Below are 21,573 nucleotides of genomic sequence, written 5' to 3' on the forward strand. Positions count from 1 at the left end.
TCCGGTCTTTGCCCCGCGTACGTGATCAGATGGTGATGCAGTGCACGCGGCTGATTACCCAGATGCGAGGCTTCTGCCTTGAATGCGGCGTCGCCATCCGGCAGGGAGTCGGCGTCTTCGAGCTGGATCTGCTGAGGTGGCTGATCAGGCGAATAATCTCTCGTCGGCAATGCGCCGGCTGCTGACCAGCCTGTTCGATGAACTTGCTCGGGCCTTCAGATTCGACCAGAGTGATCGAGCGCATCAGCATGGCGTTCGCGGCCGCGTAGAGTGTCGCCCGAACGTCGGCGTCGCCGGCATCCGAGATCCGGCCTGGATTGTCCGTCTCGCCAGATGAGAAGCGTCGAGGCGTCAGGCCGAAATGGGCCCCGAACTCTCAAGGTACATAAAGCCTTAATGCGAGAGTTACCATTCTCCGCCACATTCAACTGACCCAGCCATCGCGCCCAGGCTCTCAATTGGACAAAAGTTCGCGCCAGTGAAGACGGATGCTGCAAGGCCGGCTGGCCAGTTCCTCGCGCCCGACATGCGCGAAACCATCGGCAAACGCGCCCGCCTGATGGCCTGGAGCGGCCTGGTCGCAGCCACCATCATTGCCGTGACCGCCGGATTTGCGCTCTGGCAAGGGCGCCAGACTGCAATCGACGTCTCACGGCAGCAACTCAGTACACTCGCGGCGCTGCTCTCCGAACAGACCCACCAGACGCTCGCGACTGCAGATCTGGTGTTGCGCGGCTGGTCCGAAGCCGGCAGTGGGGCCGATATAGCCTCGCCGGACGATTTTCGCGCGAAGTTCGGCACGCGCCAGCATTTCGATGCCTTGATAGAGCGCTCCCGCGCTATCCCACAGATCGCAGCGGTGACGATCGCTGACATCCAAGGTGAAGTCGTCAACTCGACACGGTCCTTCCCCCCGCCTCCGGTCAGCCTGAAAGCCAGAGAATCCTTCCGGGCCCGTATGGCCGATCCTGCGCTTGGGCTGCATTTGGCCGCGCCTGCCCCCGGCCCAAGCGCAGCAGGAAGGACGATGGCCCTGTCCCGCAAGATCAAGAACAGGAGCGGGGCCGTGGTCGGCCTCGCCATGGTCGAAATCGAGACGGGCTTCTTGAGTGCCTTCTACGACAAGGCGCGGGCCGATGCGCTCGTGCATGTCGCGCTGTTTCGCCGCGATGGCGTTTTGCTTGCCAGCCTGCCGAATAATGACGACGCTGGCGCCCGCTCCCTCGCCGGCCGTTCCGCCCTGTTCCGCGACCTGCCGGAGGCGGCCGAACCCGTCGGCGCCATGTTCGTCGGGACCCACATCGCCGGCCCTCAAGACAGTGAGGAGGGGCTGATCTCAGCGCAGGCTGTTCGCGATTACCCCCTCCAGATCAGTATCGCGGCGCCCGGAGAGTTGGTCTTTCATTATTGGAGGAAACGCGCGCTGCTCCTCGGCGGCATCGTCTCCTTCTTCGTCTTCCTGATCAGCCTCCTGACCTTCTGGATCGCCAAGCTGTTGCGGCAGCACGGCGTCATGCTTTCCGAACTTGCGGCTTCCGAAAAGACGGCCTCCGATCAAATGCAGGAACTGCAGATCCGCGATGCGCGCGAGGCGCTGCTGCGGCGCGACGCCGCCATGAAATCCCGCGTGACGGCCTTCGACGCGCAATTGCGCAGCTCGCTCGACCGGCTCGGCCAGATGATCGAACGTGTGGCGAGCCTGTCGGAGAGCATGATGGCGGCGGCCCGGCACGCGCGCGAAGGCAGCGAGCGGGCCGAGGTCGCCTCCGGCCGCGCCGCCGACCATGTCGCCAGCGCGGCTGCGGATGCCGAGAGTATTTCCAGCGCCGGACACGAGATCGCGGCACGCGTGGCGGCCTCGGTCAGCGCCGCCGCCGACGTGATTGCGGAAGCCGACCGCACCGACCTCGCCATTACGCAACTGGCGGAAGCTACGAACCAGATCGACAACGTTTCGGCGCTGATCAGCGAGATCGCCAGCCAAACCAATCTGTTGGCGCTCAACGCCACGATCGAAGCGGCCCGCGCCGGCCAGGCCGGCCGCGGCTTTTCGGTCGTCGCCTCCGAGGTCAAGTCGCTGTCCGCGCAGACGAGCGGCGCGACCAGCGAGATCGGCCGCCAGATCGAGGCGATCCAACTGGCGAGCCAGCGCTGCATCGAGGCACTCCACAGCATCCGGGGCCGGATGCTGGACACGCAGACGATCGGCCAGGGCGCCTCCGACGGGATAGCCAGGCAGAGCCGCTCGACCGCCCAGATCGCGGTTACCATCCGGGCGGCGGCACACGATGCGCAGGGTGTCCTGTCCAGCGCCAGGGCCGTGCGCCAGGCGGCCAACTTGTCAAACACCAGCGCAATCGACGTGATGGAATTGGCTCGCGACCTCGACGGCGAAGCACGAAGGATCAGAAGTAAGGTCAGCGAGTTCTTCGGGACACTCGACGCGGCTTAACCGTGATCCACCCTTACTGAACTGACGACCCCAACTCATGTCTTGAGACAGGCAGGAGGATCGTAATGAGGTGGAGCACGTAGCGATGTTCACAACACGAACGCGCACCGACTGGCGCTCGCTCAAGGCTGGCGCCGGGCCAGTTGATCACGCGGCGCGCCGAACTGGCCAGAGATCGTCGATTGCAGGCCGGTGCGGGATGTTATCCCGCTCCGGCTAAGTCTCATCGCTTCTAGCTACCGGAGCCAACGCAGCTCGCGACATTCTGCGGCGTGCAGACGTCGAGACCAGTATAGGTGGGATCCTTGGGAGCGGGCTTGCCGTCCTTCATGTCCTTCAGGAACAGCATGGTCTTGTATCCCATCTCGAAGGGGCGCTGACCAACTTGCCCCTTGGACAGTCCTGCCTTCAGAAGGTCCATCTGGACGGGCAGGGTGTCTGCGACAACGAGTGCAAGCGAGCCGTCATCGATGCGGGCCTTATACTTTTCTGCGACCTTACGATACGCTTGAGGGATGAACTGCGGGAAGCCGCCGGTCGGCACGAAGGCATCGAGCTTGGGGTTCTTGCCGAGCGTATCTTCCATCTGCTGCACCGACAGCGGGAAATCGTCATTGGTATAGAGTGGGCAACCCGCGACCTCGGTCCAGCCATGCTGGCCGGAGAGCCTTGTCCCAGGAGCGGAGGCGGATTTCGTGCCAGAAAGCGTATCGCGAATCCCTTGCATGCGCTCGTTATGGTTTGCAGCAGCCGCCCCGCCCGACTGGATGCAGATCGTGCCGCCCTTCGGTTTGATCTGCTGGACGATCTTTGCGAGGTTGACGCCAATGTCATAGTTATACGTGCCCACATAGGCGGCGCGCAGAGCTTTGTCCTTCTCAAGCAGGTCAGAATCCCAGGTTAGAACCGGGATTCCTGCTCTTTTTGCACCCTCGAGTGCTTTGCCCATCGCTGCTGCATTTGACGGAGAGACGGCGATGCCATCGACCTTCTTGGCAATCAGATCGTTGACGACCTGGACTTGTTCATCGCCGCCGCCATGCTCGCCGGGGCCGATGTAAACACACTCGATCGCGCCATTGAGTTCTTTCTCGGCTTTCTTGCAGCCATCGCGGGCTTGATCGAAGAAGGGATTGTTCATGTTCTTGGGAACCAGGGCGAAGGTGTATTTCTTGCCCTGAGCCTGGGCCTCGCCCCCCACAGCGAGCAGTGCGAGCGCGGCGACACCTAAAGTCAGCGTTTTCATGAGCGTCTCCTCCTGGTGGTTATTGTTGTCCGGCATTCATCATGCCGAACGCTTGCCGCGGATCCGCTGCAGCAGAACCGCCAACACGATGAACAGGCCGACGAAGGCGCCCTGCCAGTTGGCGTCGACCCCGGCCATGAGAAGGGAATTGCGGATCACCTCGATGAGCGCAGCTCCAATCACGGCGCCGTACGCTCCGCCTTGGCCACCCATCAGATCCGCGCCGCCGATCACGGTCGAAGCGATCACTCGCAATTCGTAACCCTGTCCGAGTGCATTGATGGCGGAACCTTGCCACCCGACGATGAGAACGGAGCTCAGCGCGGCCGTCAGGCCCGAGACGATGTAGGCCTGCAGCTTGATGCGCCGGACCGGCACGCCGGTCAGGCGGGCAGCGTTCTCATTGCTTCCGATAGCGTAGAGATAATTGCCCCAGCTGGTGAAGTTGAGGATGATGCTGAACATGATGGCCAGGACGAGCAGCACCCAGACCGGGTTGGCAATGCCGAAGATTGAACCGCCACCGATCGCGTTGAAGGTGTCTCCCCAAGGGCCGAATTCATAGATCATCTTGTTTTCGGAGAGGACGATGGCAAGCGATCGGGCGCCGGACAGCATGCCAAGCGTGACAACGAAGGCCGGAAGGCCGACATAGGAAATCAGAACGCCATTCACGACCCCGACAACCACACCAGAGAGAAGACCGGCGAGGACTGCGAGCAGCCAATGGCCTTCGGCCTGGAGGACGAGGCCGCACACGACGCCGGCGAGCCCCATGATGGACCCAACCGACAAATCGATGCCGCCAGTGAGGATGACGGCTGTCATGCCGATGGCCATGATGCCGATGAAGGCGAAATTCCGCGTGATGTTGAAGAAGTTATCGGCGGAGGCAAACGCCTCCGGTTGATACCAGGTCATCACGAGGACCATGGCGATGAGAGCGATTGTCACCCAGAAGGGCTGGCTCGAGAGCAGTTTCTGCCCGAGACTCCGCTCTTTGAGGCCCGTGACGTCCTCGATGGCGACACTGCTCGGAATCGGGCGGATCGTAGCGCTCGACATGGGGGGCTCCTTGCGCAGCATCAGGCGGCCTGGATGGCGCCGGTGATCAGTCCCGTCACCTCTTCAGGAGAACTCGACGCAATCGCCTTGTCGGCGACCTTGCGTCCTCGTCTCATCACGACCACCCGGTCGCAGACCGCGAACACGTCCGGCATGCGGTGACTGATGAGGACAACCGCGATACCGCGATCCTTGAGCCGGTGGATCAGATCCAGCACCTCGGCGACCTGCCGAACGCTGATGGCCGCCGTCGGCTCGTCCATGAGCACCATCTTCGCATTGGCAAGGCGTGTCCGCGCAATCGCCACAGCCTGGCGCTGGCCGCCGGACATCAGTTTCACGAGATCGCGGGGCCGGGTTTCCGACTTGAGTTCCTTGAACAGCTCGGCCGCACGGGCGTACATCGCCGAGTAGTCAAGGATCTTCAGCGGACCGATGCGGCGCTTCAGTTCACGCCCGAGGAACACATTGGCGGCCGCGGTCAGATTGTCGCACAGCGCGAGATCCTGATAGACAACCTCGATACCTTCAGTGCGAGCATCAACCGGCCTGCGAAAATGCTTGACCTTGCCGTCAAGGCGAAGTTCTCCCTCGGACGGAAGAAAATTGCCGGCGACAATCTTCACCAGCGTCGATTTGCCCGCACCATTGTCGCCCATCAGACCGACGACTTCACCTGCATTGATCGCCAGATCGATGCCCTTGAGTGCCTCGATCGCACCGAAGTGCTTTGAGATTCCTTGAAGCTCCAGCAACGGCATAGGTCGATTTCCTCCCTGTTTCGAGGTGCGATCCAGCGTTGGGTACTAGATTTTATAACGATTACTTTTATCTTTCTTGCTGGTCGGGCTCATAGTAAATACAATAACATAATTATATCATAGACGTAAGAATACGTTGCCAATCAGCGGATAATGCGTTTCCGTAATGGCTGATCTCGAAATCGGACGGAATTTTGTGATCTGTTGCCAATCGGGCGGCGCCGAATATTCGAGAAGGGCAAATATCGGCACGCGCCGCAATGATAGCGCAGATACCCGCCTGAGCCTCTACTGCCATGAGCGCGCGAACGAGGGCGACTGCTGTGCCTCATGCGCTTTTCCTCGAAACTTGCCCTCGGCGGAAGGCTTCGAACGAAATCTTACGCTCAACAGACGGCTTCGTCATTCACAAGTAGGCTTCTACTCAATCTTTGGCTAATCCTCGCGGAGGCTGCCCGGGGCTCAGAAATTTCGCTGACGCGGACCTTCGGTTCCCCGAGCAGCCTCCGCGAGGATCAGCTTCTCAAGCGTCAGGTCGAGACGGCCTTGCGGGGCAGGCCACATCATATCCTACTGGCGCTTCCGGTCCGGCGAAATTCCCTCGCCCCCATTGAAGGTCGCGGCAGCTCGGACCTCGGCCTCGGTAATGTCGGTGCGATACCCCTCCAACTCTTTGTCGTAGGCGAGCTTTTCCCATGGGATCGTAACGTGGCGACTGCCTATGCCGAGAATTCCTCCAAACGTCACATCGACGTAGAGAACGCGACCACTGACCTTCTCAATCAACAACCGCTTGATGGTGCCGATCTGATCGTTCTTGCTGTCGAACACGGCAGTTCCTTCGACGCGATCACTTTCGATGATCAGGTGGCCGGCCGCATGCTCGACGGGGCCCCAGAGATAAAAGCCGTTCTCAATGATATCGGCCGCCACGACCGCTCTGCTGATCGCGGGAGTCCATTCCTCGTTGGGCCCGATCTCTTGCACAAGGGTCCACGGCCCAAGATCCGGGGGCAAACTGGCGCCGGTAGGCTCATCTGTGAAGCCGCGTAGGTCAGGGGAGTTCACGGCCTGGAACAAGCAGTAGGTTCTCATGAGCGCCTCCCTTTTTGGATAGGCAGCCCCGCGGGCTTCCTCTCTATCCGCTCTCGAGCGCAATGCTGGACCACGTCAGGCCGAGGCGCCGAGTCGCTCCCTTCGCTCCGGCCTTGACTGGGCAACGCCAATTATAGTGCCGCCGTCTCGCCGGCGCTCTTCAAAACGCGATGAACCGAGACCTTTCCAAAGGTCAACTGTCGGGCAGCATGCCAACCTTCGCGCTCTTGGCCGGGCCGCCTCTAGCGGCCGATCACAACGGCCCACCGCCCCAGGGAAGAGAAGCTGGTTGGCAGTCCGTTTTTGCGTGTCGTCGAGCGCGGCATAGAGCGGGGCGAGTGCGGCCTTCGGGCCTTAGGCGGGTGAGAAGTTCAAAGGCCCACACAACTCATTTCCGGAGCTCGACAAGATTTCTCGCTATCTGAAGCCTGGCGTAGCGGGTATGGCGAGCGGCCCCTTGTAGGCCCTAGCGGCGCTGATCTAGAGGCCTTTTCGAATTGGCCTCGAGGTGCGAGCGGGATTTCAATTGGCGCAATCCAGACAGCAATCTGTCGATGTGGTCGTTGTTGGCGCCGGGATCGGCGGGCTGGCGGCGGCGGCTGTCCTTGCGCGCAGCGGGCGCAAGGTGCTGGTGTTGGAAAGCCATGACCGGCCCGGCGGCTGCATGACCTCATGGGTCCGAAAGCCCCGCGATCGCAAGCGTGTCGCGCGCCGCTTCGTTTTCGATGCCGGGGTACAGGACATCAGCGGCCTGGGCCCTGGGAGGCCGCTGCACCAACTGCTCGCCACGATTGGCGAGGAAGACGGCCTTGAATGGCTGCCGGTCCATCACCGCTACGTGATCGACGGCGTGACGATCGATATGCCGCGCGATTGGGAGGCTCTGTCGCGCCTGCTAGGCGATCTTTTTGCCGAGGAGGCGGTGGGAATCCGCGCGGTGCTGACGGAAATCAGGCAGGCCCATGACGACATCTATGCCGGAATGGAGTCCGCGCGCTTCCGGCCTGTCGGACAGCTGCAACATGCCGAACAGGCGCAATGGATTTCCAAATTCGCCCGCGTGGCACAGGCCGCGAGCCAGCCCTTCGCGGAGTTGCTGCAGCGCCATCTGCGAAATCCGACCCTGCTCAGTATCTTCAGCATATTGTCGGAGTATGTGACCGAGGACGCCGCCCGGCTCAGCCTTGCCGATATGGCGCCGCTGTTCGGCTACTACACTCACGGCGGGTTCTATCCGGCTGGAGGGGCCCAACGCCTGCCCGACCTGCTCAGCCGCTCGATCAGGCAAAATGGCGGGGCAGTGCGGCTGAAGACGACCGCCTCGCGTTTTGTGCTGCGCGATGGCCAGCTCGCGGGCGTCGAACTTGCGACTGGCGAGATCGTCAATGCGCCGGTGGTGATCAGTAACGCTGGCATCCTGGCCAGCCATGGCTCCCTCCTCGGCGACCATGACCTGCCACCGCGCTACCGGCAGCGGTTGCGGCAGATGCGGCGCGGCCCTTCGGCGATTCTAATCAATTTCGGCCTCGACCGAGTTCCGGCAATACCAACCCGCGTCTTTGTCCAGGAAAGCGGTCTCGTCTTCGGGCTGAGCAATCCGAGCGTTGTCGACCCCAGCTTGGCCCCACCTGGCCACGCCGCCCTGACCCTCCTGCATCTGCTCCGTGAGGAGGACAGCTCAGAATGGTTTGGGTTGGAATCACCGGCTTATGAGAATGCAAAGGAAACGGTCGCGCGCCGGCTCATCGCAGCGGCAAGCCGGATTGTTCCCGACTTCGAGCGCCACATCGTGCATTACGAAGTCGCAGCGCCGCCGACCTTCCAGCACTACATCCGTTCCAGCAACGGCAGCATCTACGGTGCTGCACGCGGCCAGTGGTGCCCGCCAGTGAGGTCGCCGGTGCCGGGGCTTTTCCTGGCAGGAGCTGGTACCGCGACAGGGCCAGGTGTCGAAGCGGTCGTGCTCTCGGGGCTGCATGCAGCACATGCCATCATGGATGCTTAGAGCCGGATCCGATCAGGTTGAATCAACCTGATCGGTGAATCCGTCTCTAAACTATTGATAGAGAACGCGTGATCCGATCAGATTGCGGTGCAATCTGATCGGCGCGTGCTCTAGAAGGCCCCACGTCGCGTTGCGCCGTCAGGCTACGCTTTAGGCGCTGCTTTGCCACCCCAGGGCGAGGTACGCTCGATCCGACGGTCGAGCATGCAGAATTGTCAGAGGCCGCCCAACGATCACAAGCTGGGTGACCTCTGTCTGCAAGTCCGTGAAGTAGTCCTGCCGATCAACGACCTGCGTAAAGGCTCGGCCGGTCGCCTTGGATAGAGCCTCGCGCGCCGTCCAGATGCGGTAGAAGGCTTCGGGGCCATGCTCACCAACGAGGCGCCGCTCTTCCTGGCCGAAGGCGAGCGCCGCAATGCCGTCAATGTCGCGATCCCGACGGTGGAGCTCCACGTCGATGCCGAGCCCGGCCAGCCGGCCATAGGCCACAGCGATCATACTGCCGGAATGCGAGATCGAAACGGCGGGCATGGTTTCTCCCGGCTGCGTTTTCAGAGCGGGACTGCCATCCTGATTGCGCAGGATGGCACGCTCGCGGCAATCAGCGATCTCGCCGTGGAGCAGATGCCGCAGCAACGCCCTGGCTCGTCGCGAAGGCAGCCCATAGGGTTGCTCGGCGGGATGCGACCAGTCCTCTAGGAGCTTCGTCATCACGTCGCTATCCCGCTCCACCAGTGCCAGGCCGATGGTGCCGTGGAGGTCAACGCAGCGAGGAACGCTGATGGGCAGGGAAAGCGCCGGGATCTCGAACATGCGCGCGAAACAGGGTGGCGAGCGGGAGACGCCCAAGTTATGAGGCATCGTCCGAAAATGCCACCGGCGCGGACGATCCCGACTGCGAAAGCCGCGCACAGCTGTTGAGGGCCGCCTGCGATGCCGAGCGAACATTCCCTGAGATTTTCGGTTCGCAACTGGTTTGCCTGGACGCCCGAGCGCTCTGCACTTGAGCAGTGGCAAGCTTGGGCCCCGCATCGGGCGGAGGCCTATGTCGCGCCGGTAGCGTTGCCAATGGCGCTGCGGCGCCGGGCGACGCCGATGGGGCAAACCCTTCTCTCCGGCGCGCTCGGCTTCGCCGACATTGTCGGAAAGGCACGTTATGTCCAAGCCTCCCGCCACGGCGAGTTCGCCCGCTCTTTGCTGACATTGAAGGCGTTGGCGGAAGAGGAGGAGCCTTCGCCGGCCGAATTCAGCATGTCCGTGCATCACGGCCTCGCTGGGCTGCTGTCGATCCATGCGAAGAATCGCGAGGGCCACATTGCTCTGGCCGCCGGAACAGAATCATTCGCGTGCGGTCTGCTCGAGGCAGCGCTCTGCCTGGCCGAGCGCCCGGGGACGCCGGTCCTTCTCCTCTATGCCGACGAGAAGCTGCCTTTCGAATATGCCGGGCTGGCCGGTCAGGAAGAAGGGCTGCCTCTGGTCGTCGTGCTCGGTCTCGATGCGCCGCGGATGGACGCTGGCGATGTCCTGCTGGCGCAGCGTCCCGCAAGCCGCACGTCGGAGCATTCTCCTTCGTCCGCAGCCGATTTCATGCGCTTTCTGCTCTCGGGAGCGGAGCAAGCTGTGTCCCACGGCGAGCATTGGGACTGGGTCTGGCGCCATGCCTAGGCTGCTCGACCGCGTCTATCGCTCGCTGGGAACCGGATTCTTCTTCGCTGCCCTGTTCGGCGGCGGCGCTGTCATCGCCACGCTGATCTTTCCCATCGTCAATCTGACGACGCGTGAGGCGCGTGTGCGGCGTGATCGCAAGCAGTACCTGATCCACTTGCTCTTCCGGTCGTATATTGGCGCGATGCGGCTCGCGCGGCTGGCTAGCTTCGATTTCCAGGGCCGCGAGCGGTTGCGGGATGCACCAGGGCGGATGCTCGTGGCGAACCACCCCTCGCTGCTCGACGTCGTGATGCTGATGGCGCTGATCCCGCGCTCGCAATGCATCGTGAAGCAGTCTCTATGGGACAGCCCCTATCTCGGCCGGTTGGTCCGAGGTGTCGGGTACATCAGCAACGCCCTTCCGTCCGATCGACTGCTGAGGGCCTGCCGTGAGAGTGTCGAGGAAGGCAAATGCCTGATCATTTTCCCGGAGGGGACACGCTCCACCCCTGGGGAACCGATGCAACTGCAGCGGGGTTTTGCCAACATTGCGCTGTTGCTCGGGATCGACATCCAACTCGCAACTATCACTTGCACGCCGCCAACCCTCTTGAAGGGTCTCAAATGGTATGCAATTCCGCCGCAACGGCCGGTGTTTTGCGTGCGTGTGGGCGAAATGTTATCTGTCCGGCATATGCTTGACGTCGATGAAAGACCCCTTGCTGCCCGTAAGCTCGTGCGCAAGATCAAGGCATATTTCGAGAGTGAACTGGCGAATGGACGAACTGGAAGCGCGCATCAAGAGACTGATCGTCGAGAGTTTGAAGCTCGAGGACATAAAGCCTGAAGACATCGCCAGCGATGAGCTCCTCTTCGTCGAAGGACTTGGGCTGGACTCGATCGACGCGCTCGAACTTGGGGTCGCTCTGCGAAAGACCTTTGGCCTGACGATAGAAACCGTCACGGATGACATCAAGCTGCATTTCAGGACGGTCGAAAGCCTGGCGCAGTTCGTCCGCTCGCAGCAGAAAGACATCGAACGTCATGTCGCGTGATGAAATCTACCAGCAGATCCGGGCGTACCTGGTTGACGTCTTCGAAGTCCCGGCCGATCGAGTCAGCCCTGAGGCTCGGCTCTACGAGGATCTTGATCTCGATTCGATCGACGCTGTCGATCTGATCGTGAAGCTCCAGGATCTCACCCAACAGAAGTTCAAGCCGGAAGATTTCAAGGCGGCGCGCACCGTGGCTGACGTGGTCGACCGAGTCGACGCGATGGCCACGGCGCAGTCCTGAGCAGCAGCAAGCGGTGGCGGCCGCCGCCATGCGCGCTATTCTGATCGCGCTGAGCATTGCCTACCCGCTTCTGGTCTATGTTGGGCACGGCTCGGTGCCGCCCGCGGTGTACATCGTCGCGGCGGTGGCGCTCTTTGCTTTGCGCCACGTGCTCACGCCGGATGGGCCGCTCGGGCTTGCCCTGCCGATCATGCTCGCGACGGCTGGCGGGCTCATCATCCTGGCTTTGATCGATCAAAAATTCGCTGCGCTGGCTTACCCGAGCATGGTGAGCTTCGCCTTCGCCGCGGCCTTTGCTGTGTCGTTGCGCCACCCGCCTAGCCTGATTGAGCGCCTCGCACGCCTGAGGCAGCCGCATTTGCCGGAAGAAGCGATCCGATACTGCGCGGGTCTCACGCTGGTCTGGGCCGTTTGGCTTTCAGTCAATGGACTGGTCGCGGCGGCACTCGCCGCGAGTGCGCGCATGGATCTCTGGCTGATCTGGACCAGTTTGCTGAACTATCTCGTGTCTGCCGCACTCTTTGGCGGTGAGTGGTTGTTGCGGCGCGCCCGGCGTCTGTCGGCATGAGCGTTGATTTGTTCGAGTGGCCCGATGGCTGGACCGAGCAGCGGGACGCGTCCGTTGCGCGGCTAGCGGATGGCTCGCTGCTTTCGCGTGGCCACTTCATCGCCGACGTCAACCGGAATGCCGGCTGCTTGCAGCAGCTGCCTGGAGACGAGGCGGTTCTGTTCGCCAGGGGGCTGTACGCCTTCGCCGTCGGGCTTTTTGCGTTGGCGGCTGCCGGCAAACGCGTGGTCGTGGCTGCGAACGAGCTACCGGCTACCCTCGCGCAGCTGGCGGAGACGACGTCGCTGCTCGTGACCGACGGGGTGCCTGCATTTCCCGGAATTCACCATCGCCTGGACTTGGTTAGAGCATTTTCGAGCGAAGTGGATGCCGGTTCGCGTGAAGAAAATGCGACAAAACAAAGGCTTGGAGCATTATCGCGTTTCGGAGAAACGCGGAAATGCTCTAGCGAGGCCGGTGAACGCCCCTGGCCCCGGATTAAGCGGGCTGCGCCGGTTCGTTTTTTCACATCGGGCTCGACGGGAGAGCCGAAGCGTATCGACAAGCAACTGGGTCACCTGATTGCCGAGGGGAACGCGATTAGCGCCCTTTTCGCCGCGCGCAGGCCGGATTTTCAGGTGGTCGGCGGAACGGTGCCGCATCACCATGCCTACGGCCTGGCCTTCCGGCTGATCTGGCCGCTTGTGGCGGGCCTGCCCTTTATGGACGACACGCCGGAATTTCTGGAGCAGGGGACGGCGCAATTCCTCGCCGGGGCCGTTTTCGTGACGAGCCCGGCGCACCTCAACCGGCTCGACGGCCTGGCGCCGTTGCCGGCCGAAAGGCAGGCGGCCTGCATCCTCAGCGCCGGCGCGCCGCTCGGCCAGGTCGCGGCCGAGCAAGCGCAGCGGCTTCTTGGCTGCGCTGTTACGGAGATCTACGGCTCGACGGAGACTGGGGCCCTTGCCAGCCGCGAGCGCGATGCAGCCGGATCTGCCTGGCGACCGCTGCCCGGCGTCAGCGTGGCTTTGGCCCCCAGCGGGATAGCGGAGGTTCGCGCGGCTCACGTTCCCGGCGACAAGGCACTGCTTTCCGACGACCTCAGCCTGCTGCCCGACGGCTCCTTCGCTTTGCTCGGGCGGCGGGATCGGGTCGTGAAGATCGAGGCCAAGCGCGTGAGCCTGGACGAGGTCGAGTCGCGGTTGAGAACGCTGGATGAGGTGGCCGACGCTATCGTGATCGCGCTGGGCGATCCGGCACGGCTGGCCGCCTGTGTCGTGCCGAGTGCGGCTGGCGCGAGCTTTCTTGCCAATCGGGGGGCTTTCCGGTTTAACCGCCGCCTGCGTGCCGCACTGGCAAGTCAACTCGAAGCGGCTAGCCTGCCCCGGCAATGGCGGTTCGTCGAACGCTTGCCGCACGGAACGCTTGGCAAGGCCAGCCACTTCGACGTTGAGAAATTGTTCGATGACCAACGCCCGATGACGCAACGGCCTGGAACCTCCGAGCCGAACATCGCGTCGATCCGCGCCATACCCGACGGCGTGCAGATCGACCTGTCCGTGCCGGATGATCTTGCCGATCTCGCCGGCCATTTTCCGGGCATGCCGATCATTCCTGGCGTGACCCAGATCGACTGGGCCATCCGTCTCGCTGCCCGACATCTCGGGTTGGCAATCGAGGCGGGCATGTCGCTCCAGGTGAAATACCGGAAGCTGTTCTTGCCGGGTCGACTGGTCACGCTGACGCTGGTCAGCCGCGGGGACCAACTGCGCTTCAACTATGCGGAGCAAGGCGAGATCCTGTCCTCCGGCTCGATCCGCCTGCCACCGCAGGGGGGCGCTTGAGATGTCGCTTTTCGCCGAAGCGCGGACGCAGGTTCAATTCTATGACCTCGATCCGATGAACATCGTATGGCACGGCAATTACGCCCGCTTCCTCGAGCTCGGTCGTGGCGCGCTGCTCGATAGGATCGGTTACAACTACCCGCAGATGGCCGCATCAGGTTATGTCTGGCCGATCGTCGACATGCGGCTCAAATATGTGAAGCCGGCTCGGCTTGGACAGAGTTTGGCGATCCGCGCGACACTGCTCGAATTCGAGAATCGCATCCGGATCGGCTATCGGATCAGCGACGAGGCCGCGGGCGAACTCCTCACCAAGGCACAAACCACCCAGCTTTGCGTTGATGCGCTGACCGGCGAACTGCGGCTCGACTGCCCTCCCGAGTTCATCGCGAAAGTGAAGGCGCTCCATGATCCGCGGTAGATTTCATCGGCGTTTCGTCGCTGCGGCGCTTGTCCTTGGCGTGGCATTGCTCTCGGCGATGCCGGCCAATGCGCAGCGTCTGACGCTGCAGGAGGGGCAGGTGCTGCGCGGGAACTTCGAGCAGAAGCGCTATCTTGGCGGGCTGGCCAATCCTGTTCGCAGCCAGGGCGTCTTCACGCTGGTCGCCGGCAGAGGGCTCATCTGGACGACGACGAAGCCCTTCCCGACGACGACGGTGATGACCGAAGCCGGGCTCATCCAGGAAGTGAAAGGCAAGGAGACGCTCCGCCTGGAGGCGAGCCGATTACCGATCATGTCGAAGCTCTACACGATGTTCGGAGCAGCACTGACCGGCGACTGGGAGGCGATGCAGGGCGCCTTTGCCCTGACACGCCAACAGAAGGGACAGAGCTGGGCCATACAGCTCGAAAGCCGCAGGCCGGACGATCCCAATCTGCCGATCAAGACAATCAATGCACGTGGCCAGCGGCTGCTCGACGAGGTCGAGGTTGTGAAGCCTAACGAGGACCGCGACGTCCTCAGTTTCTCCAACCAGAAGCTCGAAAATGGCGCGCCGACCGCGGAAGAAAATGAACTTCTGACGAGGGCACAGCGCTGACGCGCACGCGTGCCGGTCTGCTCTGGCTGCTCGTGGTCACCGCCGCGTGCATCTTTCTTGTGGTGCGCTTCCAGGAACCGGGCCGGCTGCGGACGGATTTAACCGCGCTGCTGCCGTTGGAACTTCAGGATCCGGCCCGCCAGAAGGCCACTGACCTTATTTCGCGTTCTCTGGCCCAGCGCTTCGTGGTGCTTGTCAGCCACAAGGATGCGGCGCAGGCGCGAGCGCGCGCGGCAGAGCTGGCGAAGACACTGGAGGACACCGGTCTAGTTGGCCAGGTCGGTGAGGAGTTCAGCACAGACCGGATCAAGCAGCTCGGCGCCCTGTACTTCCCCTATCGCTCAGGTCTGATGTCGTCTGCGGATCGGACAGCGCTCCTCGCCGGTCGGGGCCAGGATCTGGCGGAGCGAGCATTGGCCACGATCGCAGCCCCGGGTGCGATTGCGGACGCGCGGCTTCTCAAGGCGGACCCTTTCCTGCTGCTGCCGTCCTTTCTCTTCAGCCTGCCATTCCCCGCGACAAGGCTGGCCTTGGAGGATGGGTTGCTCACGCGCCGGGACGAGGCGGGCACGCATGTGCTGCTGCCGGCCAGGTTGCTCGGCAGCCCCTTTGATCTCTCGGTGCAGAAATCTCTCGTCTCGGCGCTCGATCGTTATCAGGCCTCGCTGGCCGAGCCGGAGCGCCCTGTGATCCGCCGGCTCGGCGCCGTGTTTTTCGCAGAAGCGGGAGGACGCAAGGCGATCGACGAATCGACCTGGCTCGCTGCTCTCGCGCTCTCGGCGACGATCCTGCTCATCTTGATCGCTTTCCGTGGCCTGCGGCCGTTGCTCTACAACCTGCTCGTGATCGGTGCCGGCGTCGCCTGCGGCCTCGCGGCCTGCCTGTTCGTTTTCGGCCAAGTCCACGTTGCCGTGCTGCTGTTCGGCATCGGGCTCGTTGGAATCGCGGCTGATTACGGCTTCTACTACATGGCAACTGGCTTCCTCCCCGGTTGGACGCCGGCGCAACGCATCCGCGAAATCCTGTCCAGCCTGTCCATGGCTCTGCTCATCGCCGTGCTAGGCTATGGTGCGTTGGCGCTGGCGCCATTCCCGGGGCTGCGTCAGATCGCTGTCTTCTCGGCCGTCGGCCTGGTGAGTTCCTACCTGACGACCGTGATCTGGCTGCCTCTGTTGAGCACAGGCTCGCGGCCGGCACATGCGTCGAGGACCCTTCAATTCGTCATGCTGCTTTCGCGGCTCTGGACCGAGAGGCGGTGGCGCGCGCTGCGGGTCGCGTTCTGCGGTGGGCTCGCTTTCGTGATGCTGGCTGGTTTCGGGCGCATTTCCTTTGATGACGACGTCAGGAAGCTGCAGCCGCTCGACGCTGCCCTCGCGGCGCAGCAGAACATGATTGCGGCCATCACCGGCCTGAACCTCTCTACGCAGTATCTCCTGATCGAAGCTGAAAGCGACGAATACGCCCAGCAGATCCAGGAGCAGATCGCGCCGCTACTGGAGGAGTGGCAGCGAGCCGGTCTGATCAAGACCGCCCAGTCTCCGGCCGCCTATGTGCCATCGCAGGCACGTCAGGAAGAGAACCGGACCCTTCGCCGGGAGAAGCTCACCGAGCCCCATCTCGCGGAGCTGGTGGAGGCGCTAGGGCTGCAGCCCAGCGAGCTCGCCCCGGCCACGACCGATAACCTGCCGATCGCCACGGCGCTGGCGGGCCGCGCCATTCCGTTTCTCAACGAGCTGGTGCTCGCGCCCGGGCTCCATGTCGTGACGCTGCAGGGCGTCGCTGATCCCGAGCGCATCAAGCGCGAGGTCGCCGCTATCGGCGGCGTCAAGTTCGCCGACCCGACAGCCGATCTGAGTAGCCTGCTCGGCCTCTACCGGGTCAGAGCGCTGAGCCTGCTCGGTCTGTCGCTTACAATCATCTTCGCGCTGGCTACCTGGCGCTACGGTTTTCGCGGGGCCGTGCGGGCGCTGGTGCCTTCTTTGACGGCGCTGGTCGTGGTTCCCTGCGCGCTCAGCCTGATCGGGCAGCCGCTGACATTCTTCACCGCCATGGCGCTGGTGCTGCTGCTGTCCTTCACAATGGACTATTCGGTGTTCTTCGCTGAAGGCAAGGCCGACAACCGGGCCGTTACGTTTCTCGCCGTCGGGCTGGCGGCGCTGGCGACGGTGTTTTCTTTCGGCGTGCTCGGGCTTTCAGACACACCGGCCGTCGCCAATTTCGGCTTCACCATCCTGATCGGCGTCGTCATCGCCGGCCTTCTGGCACCTGTTGCAGCTCGGCCGGACAACCCAAGGTGAGTGACTGGTCGGTCCTTCGCTCTGTGCTATAGGCTGCTCAAAACAAAGGGCAACAGATGCAACCATGGTGCAAGTGGCTGGGCAGCGGCGTGCTTCTGGTGCTGGCCGGCTGCGCCTCCGATAAGAGCCCGACCGGAGCGAGCGGCGGGCGCGTGATGCTCGGCCCGCGCGTGCAGATCCAGGCCATCGCGCCGGCGGAGTTCGGCTATCGGCACCAGGTCGCCCAAGTCTTGGTGATGCGCTTTGGCACGCAGACGATCAACCTGGAAGCGCAGCTCGCCATGGGGAAAGACGAGTTCCGGGCGATCTTGCTCGATTCGCTCGGCCGGCGTGCCGTGACGTTGGTCTGGCGCGACGGCAAGCTCGAGTCTCAGCTCGCCGAGTGGCTGCCCCCTGGCGTGCGCGCCGAGGCGATTCTCGCGGACATGATGGTGCTTTACGGCCAGCCGGCTGCCCTGAAGGCGGCGCTGCAGGAGGCCGGCTGCACGCTCGAAGCGAGCACGACCGCCCGGCTCGTGCGCTGCGGGGAGAAGGACGTGTTGAAAGCGGAATTCGATCTCAAGTCGCCGCGGAAGCTGAACGGCTCGCTGCGCTACACAAACTTCGCCTGGGGCTACGACGTCGAGATCCAGTCTGTCGAGGTCCGGCGGTGACAACCTATCTCGGCATTTCCGCCATGGGGGTCATAAGCCCGGTCGGAAAGGGCAAGGCGCAGGTTGCCGATCATCTCTTTCGCGGCACGCGTGACGGTATGCGTCTGCGCGCCGATCTCGTTCCCGGCCGTAACGTCCTTGTGGCGGAAGCTCTGGGCGAGACACCGACGCTGCCCGCTGCCTTGGCCGCCTGGGACTGCCGCAATAACCGCATGCTGGCGGCTGCGCTCGACGAAATACGTCCGGACATAGAGGGCGCGATTGCCCGTCATGGTCGCGACCGTATTGCTGTCATCCTTGGTACCAGCACGTCCGGCATCGCCGAGGGCGAGGCAGCTTATGCGACGCGCCTGGCATCGGGACAGTGGCCGGCGGGTTTCGACTACCGCCAGCAGGAGGTCGGCGGCCTCAGTGCGTTTGCCCAAGCCTATCTCGGCCTCGTCGGCCCAGCCTACACCATCGCGACCGCCTGCTCCTCCAGCGCAAAGGCCTTCGGCGTCGCACGTCGCCTCATTCGCGCGGGGTTGGTCGATGCCGCTATTGTAGGAGGAGTTGACTCGCTCTGCCGGATGACGCCAAGCGGCTTCCAAGCCCTCGGTGCCGTGTCGGCTCATCCGGCCAATCCATTCAGCCGGAATCGCGACGGCATAACGGTCGGTGAGGCGGCAGCCGTGTTCCTGCTGGAACGAGAGGAGAGCGAGGTGCTGTTCATGGGTATCGGCGAAACCTCAGACGCTCACCACATCAGCGCACCGGATCCAGCGGGCCTTGGAGCTGAGGAGGCGATGCGCGAAGCGTTGCGCGACGCGGGCTGCTCCGCTTCCGAGGTGGCCTATGTCAACCTGCACGGCACAGCGACGCCGCTCAACGACGCGATGGAGAGCCGGGCCGTGCATGACGTGTTCGGGGAGCAAACGCCCTGCAGCTCGACCAAAGCGATGACAGGGCACACGCTCGGCGCCGCAGGCGCCTGCGAAGCGGCCTTCCTTTGGCTGACGCTGGCCAGGCAGCACAATCCGGAGCACAGGCTGCCGCCGCATCTGTGGGACGGAGCGCACGACCCAAGCCTGGCTCCTCTGCGCCTTGCGGAGCCGGGCGATCGCTTCACGGATCGCGGGCGCGTTGCGATGCTCAGCAACTCCTTTGCCTTCGGCGGCAGCAACGTCGCGCTGGTCTTGGGACGGGCTGCGCCATGAGACGTACCGGACAAGCGGCAGCCTATCCGCTCGAAACCATCCTGCCCCATCGCGCGCCGATGATCCTGATCGACGCCGTGGAGGAGATCAGCGAGCAGGAGATCCGCACGCGGCTGACAATCCGGCCTTCCTGCCCTTTCTTCGTCGCGGGCAAGGGCATCGCCGCACATGTCGCGATCGAGTGGATGGCGCAGAGCTGCGCCGCTTTCGAAGGTGTCAATGCCGCAGACGAGCAACGGCCGGTCAAGATTGGATTCCTGCTGGGGACGCGTAGTTTCTCAGCCGCTCTGCCCTGGTTCACCGAGGGCACCGCTCTCGACATCCTGGCCCGGCCCGTCTACCGCCACGCGGGCATGGGTCAGTTCGACTGCGCGGTCCATCGGCGCGAGGATGGGGCTGAGCTGGCGAAAGCGCAATTGACCGTCTATCAGCCCGAAGACCCTCTCAGCCTGATCGACGGCCAGCTATCCGGACGCGAGACATGACGCGCAACCTGCTTGTCACCGGCGCAAGCAAAGGCATCGGCCGAGCGATCGCAACCCGCCTCGGGCGCGATGGCTTCACTGTGGTCGTGCATTACGCCAGCGACCGCGAGGGTGCCGAGAGCACTTTGGCTGAGATCGCCGCCGCCGGGGGGCAGGGGAGGGTGATCTCCTTCGACAGCTCGGAGAGAGAGGCGACGCAAGCGGCGCTGGAGGCCGACATGGCCGCGCACGGCCCTTATTTCGGCGCGGTGCTCAACGCTGGCATCGCGCGCGACAATGCCTTCCCGGCCCTGAGCGAAGCTGACTGGGACAGCGTCCTCGATACCAATCTGGGGGGCTTTTACAATGTGCTGAAGCCGATCGTGATGCCTATGGTGAGCGAGCGGAAAGGCGGACGCATCGTCACGATCTCCTCAGTCTCCGGCATCATGGGAAACCGGGGCCAAGTCAATTACAGCGCAGCGAAGGCGGGCATCATTGGCGCGACGAAGGCGCTGGCCGTCGAGCTGGCGAAGCGCAACATCACCGTCAACTGTGTTGCGCCGGGCTTGGTCGAAACCCGGATGCTCGATCAGCATGTGCTCGACGAGGCGTTGAAGACGGTGCCGATGCGGCGGGTCGGTCAGCCGGAGGAGGTCGCTTCCCTGGTTTCCTATCTGTGCTCACCTGAGGCCGGCTACATCACCCGCCAGGTGATCTCGGTGAACGGGGGCATGTTTTGAAGCGCCGGGTCGTTGTCACCGGCATGGGAGGCGTTACCGCGCTCGGACATGACTGGCCGTCGATCCGCGCGGAGCTTCACGCCGGCAAGACGGCTGTCCGTCGGATGGACTGGGAGCGCTATACCGGTATCAACGCCAAGCTCGCTGCGCCGATTACGGATTTCTCAGTCGAGGATCGCTACAGCCGAAAACAGCTCCGCACCATGGGCCGCGTCTCGCGCATGGCGGTCTATGCGACGGAACAGGCGCTGGGGCAGGCGGGGCTGCTAGGCTCAGCCGAGCTGACCGGCGGGGGGTGTGGCGTTGCCTATGGCTCGTCTTTCGGTTCGATCGCTCCGATCCTGGGCTTTGCCGAGCTGATGACAGCCGGAACCTCCAGCTTGCTCAACGCCACCAGCTATGTGCAGGTGATGAGCCACACCGCGGCGGTCAACATCGCGCTGTTCTTTGGAATGACCGGCCGCATCATTCCGACATCGACGGCCTGCACCTCAGGCAGCATGGCAATCGGCTATGCCTATGAGGCGATCCAGGCGGGCAAAGCCGATATCATGATCGCTGGCGGCGGCGACGAACTCGATATCTCGGACGTCGCCGTCTTCGACACTCTGTTTGCAACCTCGACGGATAACGACAATCCCGCACTGACGCCGCGCCCGTATGACGTGGGGCGCGACGGCCTCGTGATCGGCGAAGGAGCTGCGACGCTGATCCTCGAGGAGCGCGAGCAGGCGCTCGCGCGCGGTGCGACGATCCACGCGGAGATCGTCGGTTTCGGAACGAACTGCGACGGACACCACGCCACGCAGCCGCAGTCCTCCACGATGGAGCGCGCGCTGCGGCTCGCTCTCAGCGACGCCGGACTCGCGCCAGCGGCGATCGGCTTCGTCAGTGGCCATGGCACCGCCACGGAAGCTGGCGACATCGCCGAGAGCCAGGCGACCCACGCCGTTTTTGGCGACGGGATGCCGATCCATTCGCTCAAGAGCTATTTCGGCCACACGCTCGGTGCCTGTGGCGCTCTGGAGGCTTGGCTGGGCATCGAGATGATGCGCGAGGGGAGCTTCGTGCCGACGGCGAATCTGGTCTCGGTCGATCCGCGCTGCGCGCCGTTGGACTACGTCATGACGGAAGCGCGCCGGCTTGAGACCTCTCATCTGATCAGCAACAATTTCGCCTTCGGTGGAATCAACACGTCCTTGATATTCCGGCTAGCCTGACG

Annotated in this window: 22 protein-coding genes and 1 pseudogene; 16 read left to right on the forward strand and 7 right to left on the reverse strand. The window is 63.3% G+C overall.

Annotated features, from left to right (window positions below; genetic code table 11):
- Nucleotides 1–25: 25 nt before the first annotated feature.
- A complete protein-coding gene (locus tag FQV39_RS33290; RefSeq protein ID WP_187640026.1) occupies nt 26–250 on the reverse strand; it encodes a hypothetical protein in 225 nt (74 codons plus the stop codon).
- A pseudogene (locus tag FQV39_RS33845) lies at nt 236–370 on the reverse strand (transposase); the annotation flags it as partial. The pseudogene FQV39_RS33845 and the gene FQV39_RS33290, both read right to left, overlap by 15 nt.
- A 108-nt stretch (nt 371–478) precedes the next feature.
- On the opposite strand from FQV39_RS33845, the gene FQV39_RS22890 reads away from it, so the two are divergent.
- Nucleotides 479–2,452 carry a methyl-accepting chemotaxis protein gene (locus tag FQV39_RS22890; RefSeq protein ID WP_149132389.1) on the forward strand — a complete coding sequence of 658 codons (1,974 nt, stop codon included), beginning with the start codon at nt 479–481 and terminating at the stop codon, nt 2,450–2,452.
- Nucleotides 2,453–2,684: 232 nt separating this feature from the next.
- On the opposite strand, the gene FQV39_RS22895 is transcribed toward FQV39_RS22890, so the two are convergent.
- The 4 genes from FQV39_RS22895 to FQV39_RS22910 all read right to left on the reverse strand — a co-directional run bounded on the left by FQV39_RS22895 (nt 2,685) and on the right by FQV39_RS22910 (nt 6,619).
- The gene (locus FQV39_RS22895) at nt 2,685–3,698 is read right to left on the reverse strand and encodes a sugar-binding protein (protein WP_149132390.1); all 1,014 of its coding nucleotides are present in this window, start codon (nt 3,696–3,698) and stop codon (nt 2,685–2,687) included.
- A 39-nt stretch (nt 3,699–3,737) separates the two neighbouring features.
- Nucleotides 3,738–4,763: an ABC transporter permease gene (locus FQV39_RS22900; protein ID WP_149132391.1), complete on the reverse strand. Its 1,026-nt coding sequence runs from the start codon at nt 4,761–4,763 to the stop codon at nt 3,738–3,740.
- Nucleotides 4,764–4,783: 20 nt separating this feature from the next.
- Nucleotides 4,784–5,524: an ATP-binding cassette domain-containing protein gene (locus FQV39_RS22905; protein ID WP_149132392.1), complete on the reverse strand. Its 741-nt coding sequence runs from the start codon at nt 5,522–5,524 to the stop codon at nt 4,784–4,786.
- A gap of 570 nt (nt 5,525–6,094) precedes the next feature.
- Nucleotides 6,095–6,619 carry a PRC-barrel domain-containing protein gene (locus FQV39_RS22910; protein WP_149132393.1) on the reverse strand — a complete coding sequence of 175 codons (525 nt, stop codon included), beginning with the start codon at nt 6,617–6,619 and terminating at the stop codon, nt 6,095–6,097.
- A 526-nt stretch (nt 6,620–7,145) separates the two neighbouring features.
- On the opposite strand from FQV39_RS22910, the gene FQV39_RS22915 reads away from it, so the two are divergent.
- Nucleotides 7,146–8,624, forward strand: coding sequence for a phytoene desaturase family protein (locus FQV39_RS22915; RefSeq protein WP_187640027.1), 1,479 nt, complete (start codon nt 7,146–7,148; stop codon nt 8,622–8,624).
- Nucleotides 8,625–8,774: 150 nt separating this feature from the next.
- Here FQV39_RS22915 and FQV39_RS22920 read toward each other — a convergent pair whose 3' ends face one another.
- Nucleotides 8,775–9,473, reverse strand: coding sequence for a 4'-phosphopantetheinyl transferase family protein (locus tag FQV39_RS22920; protein WP_187640028.1), 699 nt, complete (start codon nt 9,471–9,473; stop codon nt 8,775–8,777).
- An 84-nt stretch (nt 9,474–9,557) separates the two neighbouring features.
- Here FQV39_RS22920 and FQV39_RS22925 point away from each other — a divergent pair, with 84 nt between their 5' ends.
- The 14 genes from FQV39_RS22925 to FQV39_RS22990 all read left to right on the forward strand — a co-directional run bounded on the left by FQV39_RS22925 (nt 9,558) and on the right by FQV39_RS22990 (nt 21,571).
- On the forward strand, nt 9,558–10,289 hold the full coding sequence (locus tag FQV39_RS22925; protein WP_149132396.1) for a beta-ketoacyl synthase chain length factor: 732 nt from the start codon (nt 9,558–9,560) through the stop codon (nt 10,287–10,289).
- The gene (locus FQV39_RS22930; protein WP_149132397.1) at nt 10,282–11,118 is read left to right on the forward strand and encodes a lysophospholipid acyltransferase family protein; all 837 of its coding nucleotides are present in this window, start codon (nt 10,282–10,284) and stop codon (nt 11,116–11,118) included. The genes FQV39_RS22925 and FQV39_RS22930 overlap by 8 nt, the downstream gene beginning before the upstream one ends.
- On the forward strand, nt 11,048–11,326 hold the full coding sequence (locus FQV39_RS22935) for a phosphopantetheine-binding protein (protein WP_149132398.1): 279 nt from the start codon (nt 11,048–11,050) through the stop codon (nt 11,324–11,326). The genes FQV39_RS22930 and FQV39_RS22935 overlap by 71 nt, the downstream gene beginning before the upstream one ends.
- Nucleotides 11,316–11,567: an acyl carrier protein gene (locus FQV39_RS22940; protein WP_149132399.1), complete on the forward strand. Its 252-nt coding sequence runs from the start codon at nt 11,316–11,318 to the stop codon at nt 11,565–11,567. Before FQV39_RS22935 ends, FQV39_RS22940 begins: the two co-directional genes overlap by 11 nt.
- Nucleotides 11,568–11,595: 28 nt before the next feature.
- Nucleotides 11,596–12,135, forward strand: coding sequence for a COG4648 family protein (locus FQV39_RS22945; RefSeq protein WP_187640029.1), 540 nt, complete (start codon nt 11,596–11,598; stop codon nt 12,133–12,135).
- A complete protein-coding gene (locus FQV39_RS22950) occupies nt 12,132–13,958 on the forward strand; it encodes an AMP-binding protein (RefSeq protein WP_149132401.1) in 1,827 nt (608 codons plus the stop codon). Before FQV39_RS22945 ends, FQV39_RS22950 begins: the two co-directional genes overlap by 4 nt.
- Nucleotide 13,959: 1 nt before the next feature.
- A complete protein-coding gene (locus FQV39_RS22955; protein WP_149132403.1) occupies nt 13,960–14,379 on the forward strand; it encodes an acyl-CoA thioesterase in 420 nt (139 codons plus the stop codon).
- Nucleotides 14,366–14,998, forward strand: coding sequence for a LolA-related protein (locus FQV39_RS22960; RefSeq protein WP_149132404.1), 633 nt, complete (start codon nt 14,366–14,368; stop codon nt 14,996–14,998). Before FQV39_RS22955 ends, FQV39_RS22960 begins: the two co-directional genes overlap by 14 nt.
- Before the next feature lie 32 nt (nt 14,999–15,030).
- The gene (locus FQV39_RS22965; RefSeq protein WP_149132405.1) at nt 15,031–17,295 is read left to right on the forward strand and encodes an MMPL family transporter; all 2,265 of its coding nucleotides are present in this window, start codon (nt 15,031–15,033) and stop codon (nt 17,293–17,295) included.
- A gap of 98 nt (nt 17,296–17,393) precedes the next feature.
- Nucleotides 17,394–17,948, forward strand: coding sequence for a DUF3261 domain-containing protein (locus tag FQV39_RS22970; protein WP_187640030.1), 555 nt, complete (start codon nt 17,394–17,396; stop codon nt 17,946–17,948).
- Nucleotides 17,945–19,144 (forward strand): beta-ketoacyl-[acyl-carrier-protein] synthase family protein, encoded by a 1,200-nt coding sequence (locus FQV39_RS22975; RefSeq protein ID WP_149132407.1) that lies wholly within the window; start codon nt 17,945–17,947, stop codon nt 19,142–19,144. Before FQV39_RS22970 ends, FQV39_RS22975 begins: the two co-directional genes overlap by 4 nt.
- The gene (locus tag FQV39_RS22980) at nt 19,141–19,629 is read left to right on the forward strand and encodes a hotdog family protein (RefSeq protein WP_149132408.1); all 489 of its coding nucleotides are present in this window, start codon (nt 19,141–19,143) and stop codon (nt 19,627–19,629) included. Before FQV39_RS22975 ends, FQV39_RS22980 begins: the two co-directional genes overlap by 4 nt.
- Nucleotides 19,626–20,351, forward strand: coding sequence for a 3-ketoacyl-ACP reductase FabG2 (locus FQV39_RS22985; protein WP_149132409.1), 726 nt, complete (start codon nt 19,626–19,628; stop codon nt 20,349–20,351). Before FQV39_RS22980 ends, FQV39_RS22985 begins: the two co-directional genes overlap by 4 nt.
- Complete coding sequence (locus FQV39_RS22990; RefSeq protein ID WP_149132410.1) at nt 20,348–21,571, forward strand: beta-ketoacyl-ACP synthase; 1,224 nt, start codon at nt 20,348–20,350, stop codon at nt 21,569–21,571. The genes FQV39_RS22985 and FQV39_RS22990 overlap by 4 nt, the downstream gene beginning before the upstream one ends.
- Nucleotides 21,572–21,573: the final 2 nt, after the last annotated feature.

It is taken from the genome of Bosea sp. F3-2, from assembly GCF_008253865.1.
Lineage (GTDB): Bacteria > Pseudomonadota > Alphaproteobacteria > Rhizobiales > Beijerinckiaceae > Allobosea.

Bases quoted from the DNA above. Each gene is read 5' to 3' on its own strand.
- FQV39_RS22900 (WP_149132391.1), bottom strand. From the start codon at position 4,763: ATGTCGAGCGCTACGATCCGCCCGATTCCGAGCAGTGTCGCCATCGAG.
- FQV39_RS22945 (WP_187640029.1), top strand. From the start codon at position 11,596: ATGCGCGCTATTCTGATCGCGCTGAGCATTGCCTACCCGCTTCTGGTC.
- FQV39_RS33290 (WP_187640026.1), bottom strand. From the start codon at position 250: ATGCTGATGCGCTCGATCACTCTGGTCGAATCTGAAGGCCCGAGCAAG.
- FQV39_RS22905 (WP_149132392.1), bottom strand. From the start codon at position 5,524: ATGCCGTTGCTGGAGCTTCAAGGAATCTCAAAGCACTTCGGTGCGATC.
- FQV39_RS22960 (WP_149132404.1), top strand. From the start codon at position 14,366: ATGATCCGCGGTAGATTTCATCGGCGTTTCGTCGCTGCGGCGCTTGTC.
- FQV39_RS22985 (WP_149132409.1), top strand. From the start codon at position 19,626: ATGACGCGCAACCTGCTTGTCACCGGCGCAAGCAAAGGCATCGGCCGA.
- FQV39_RS22925 (WP_149132396.1), top strand. From the start codon at position 9,558: ATGCCGAGCGAACATTCCCTGAGATTTTCGGTTCGCAACTGGTTTGCC.
- FQV39_RS22895 (WP_149132390.1), bottom strand. From the start codon at position 3,698: ATGAAAACGCTGACTTTAGGTGTCGCCGCGCTCGCACTGCTCGCTGTG.
- FQV39_RS22950 (WP_149132401.1), top strand. From the start codon at position 12,132: ATGAGCGTTGATTTGTTCGAGTGGCCCGATGGCTGGACCGAGCAGCGG.
- FQV39_RS22980 (WP_149132408.1), top strand. From the start codon at position 19,141: ATGAGACGTACCGGACAAGCGGCAGCCTATCCGCTCGAAACCATCCTG.
- FQV39_RS22935 (WP_149132398.1), top strand. From the start codon at position 11,048: ATGGACGAACTGGAAGCGCGCATCAAGAGACTGATCGTCGAGAGTTTG.
- FQV39_RS22940 (WP_149132399.1), top strand. From the start codon at position 11,316: ATGTCGCGTGATGAAATCTACCAGCAGATCCGGGCGTACCTGGTTGAC.
- FQV39_RS22955 (WP_149132403.1), top strand. From the start codon at position 13,960: ATGTCGCTTTTCGCCGAAGCGCGGACGCAGGTTCAATTCTATGACCTC.
- FQV39_RS22910 (WP_149132393.1), bottom strand. From the start codon at position 6,619: ATGAGAACCTACTGCTTGTTCCAGGCCGTGAACTCCCCTGACCTACGC.
- FQV39_RS22930 (WP_149132397.1), top strand. From the start codon at position 10,282: ATGCCTAGGCTGCTCGACCGCGTCTATCGCTCGCTGGGAACCGGATTC.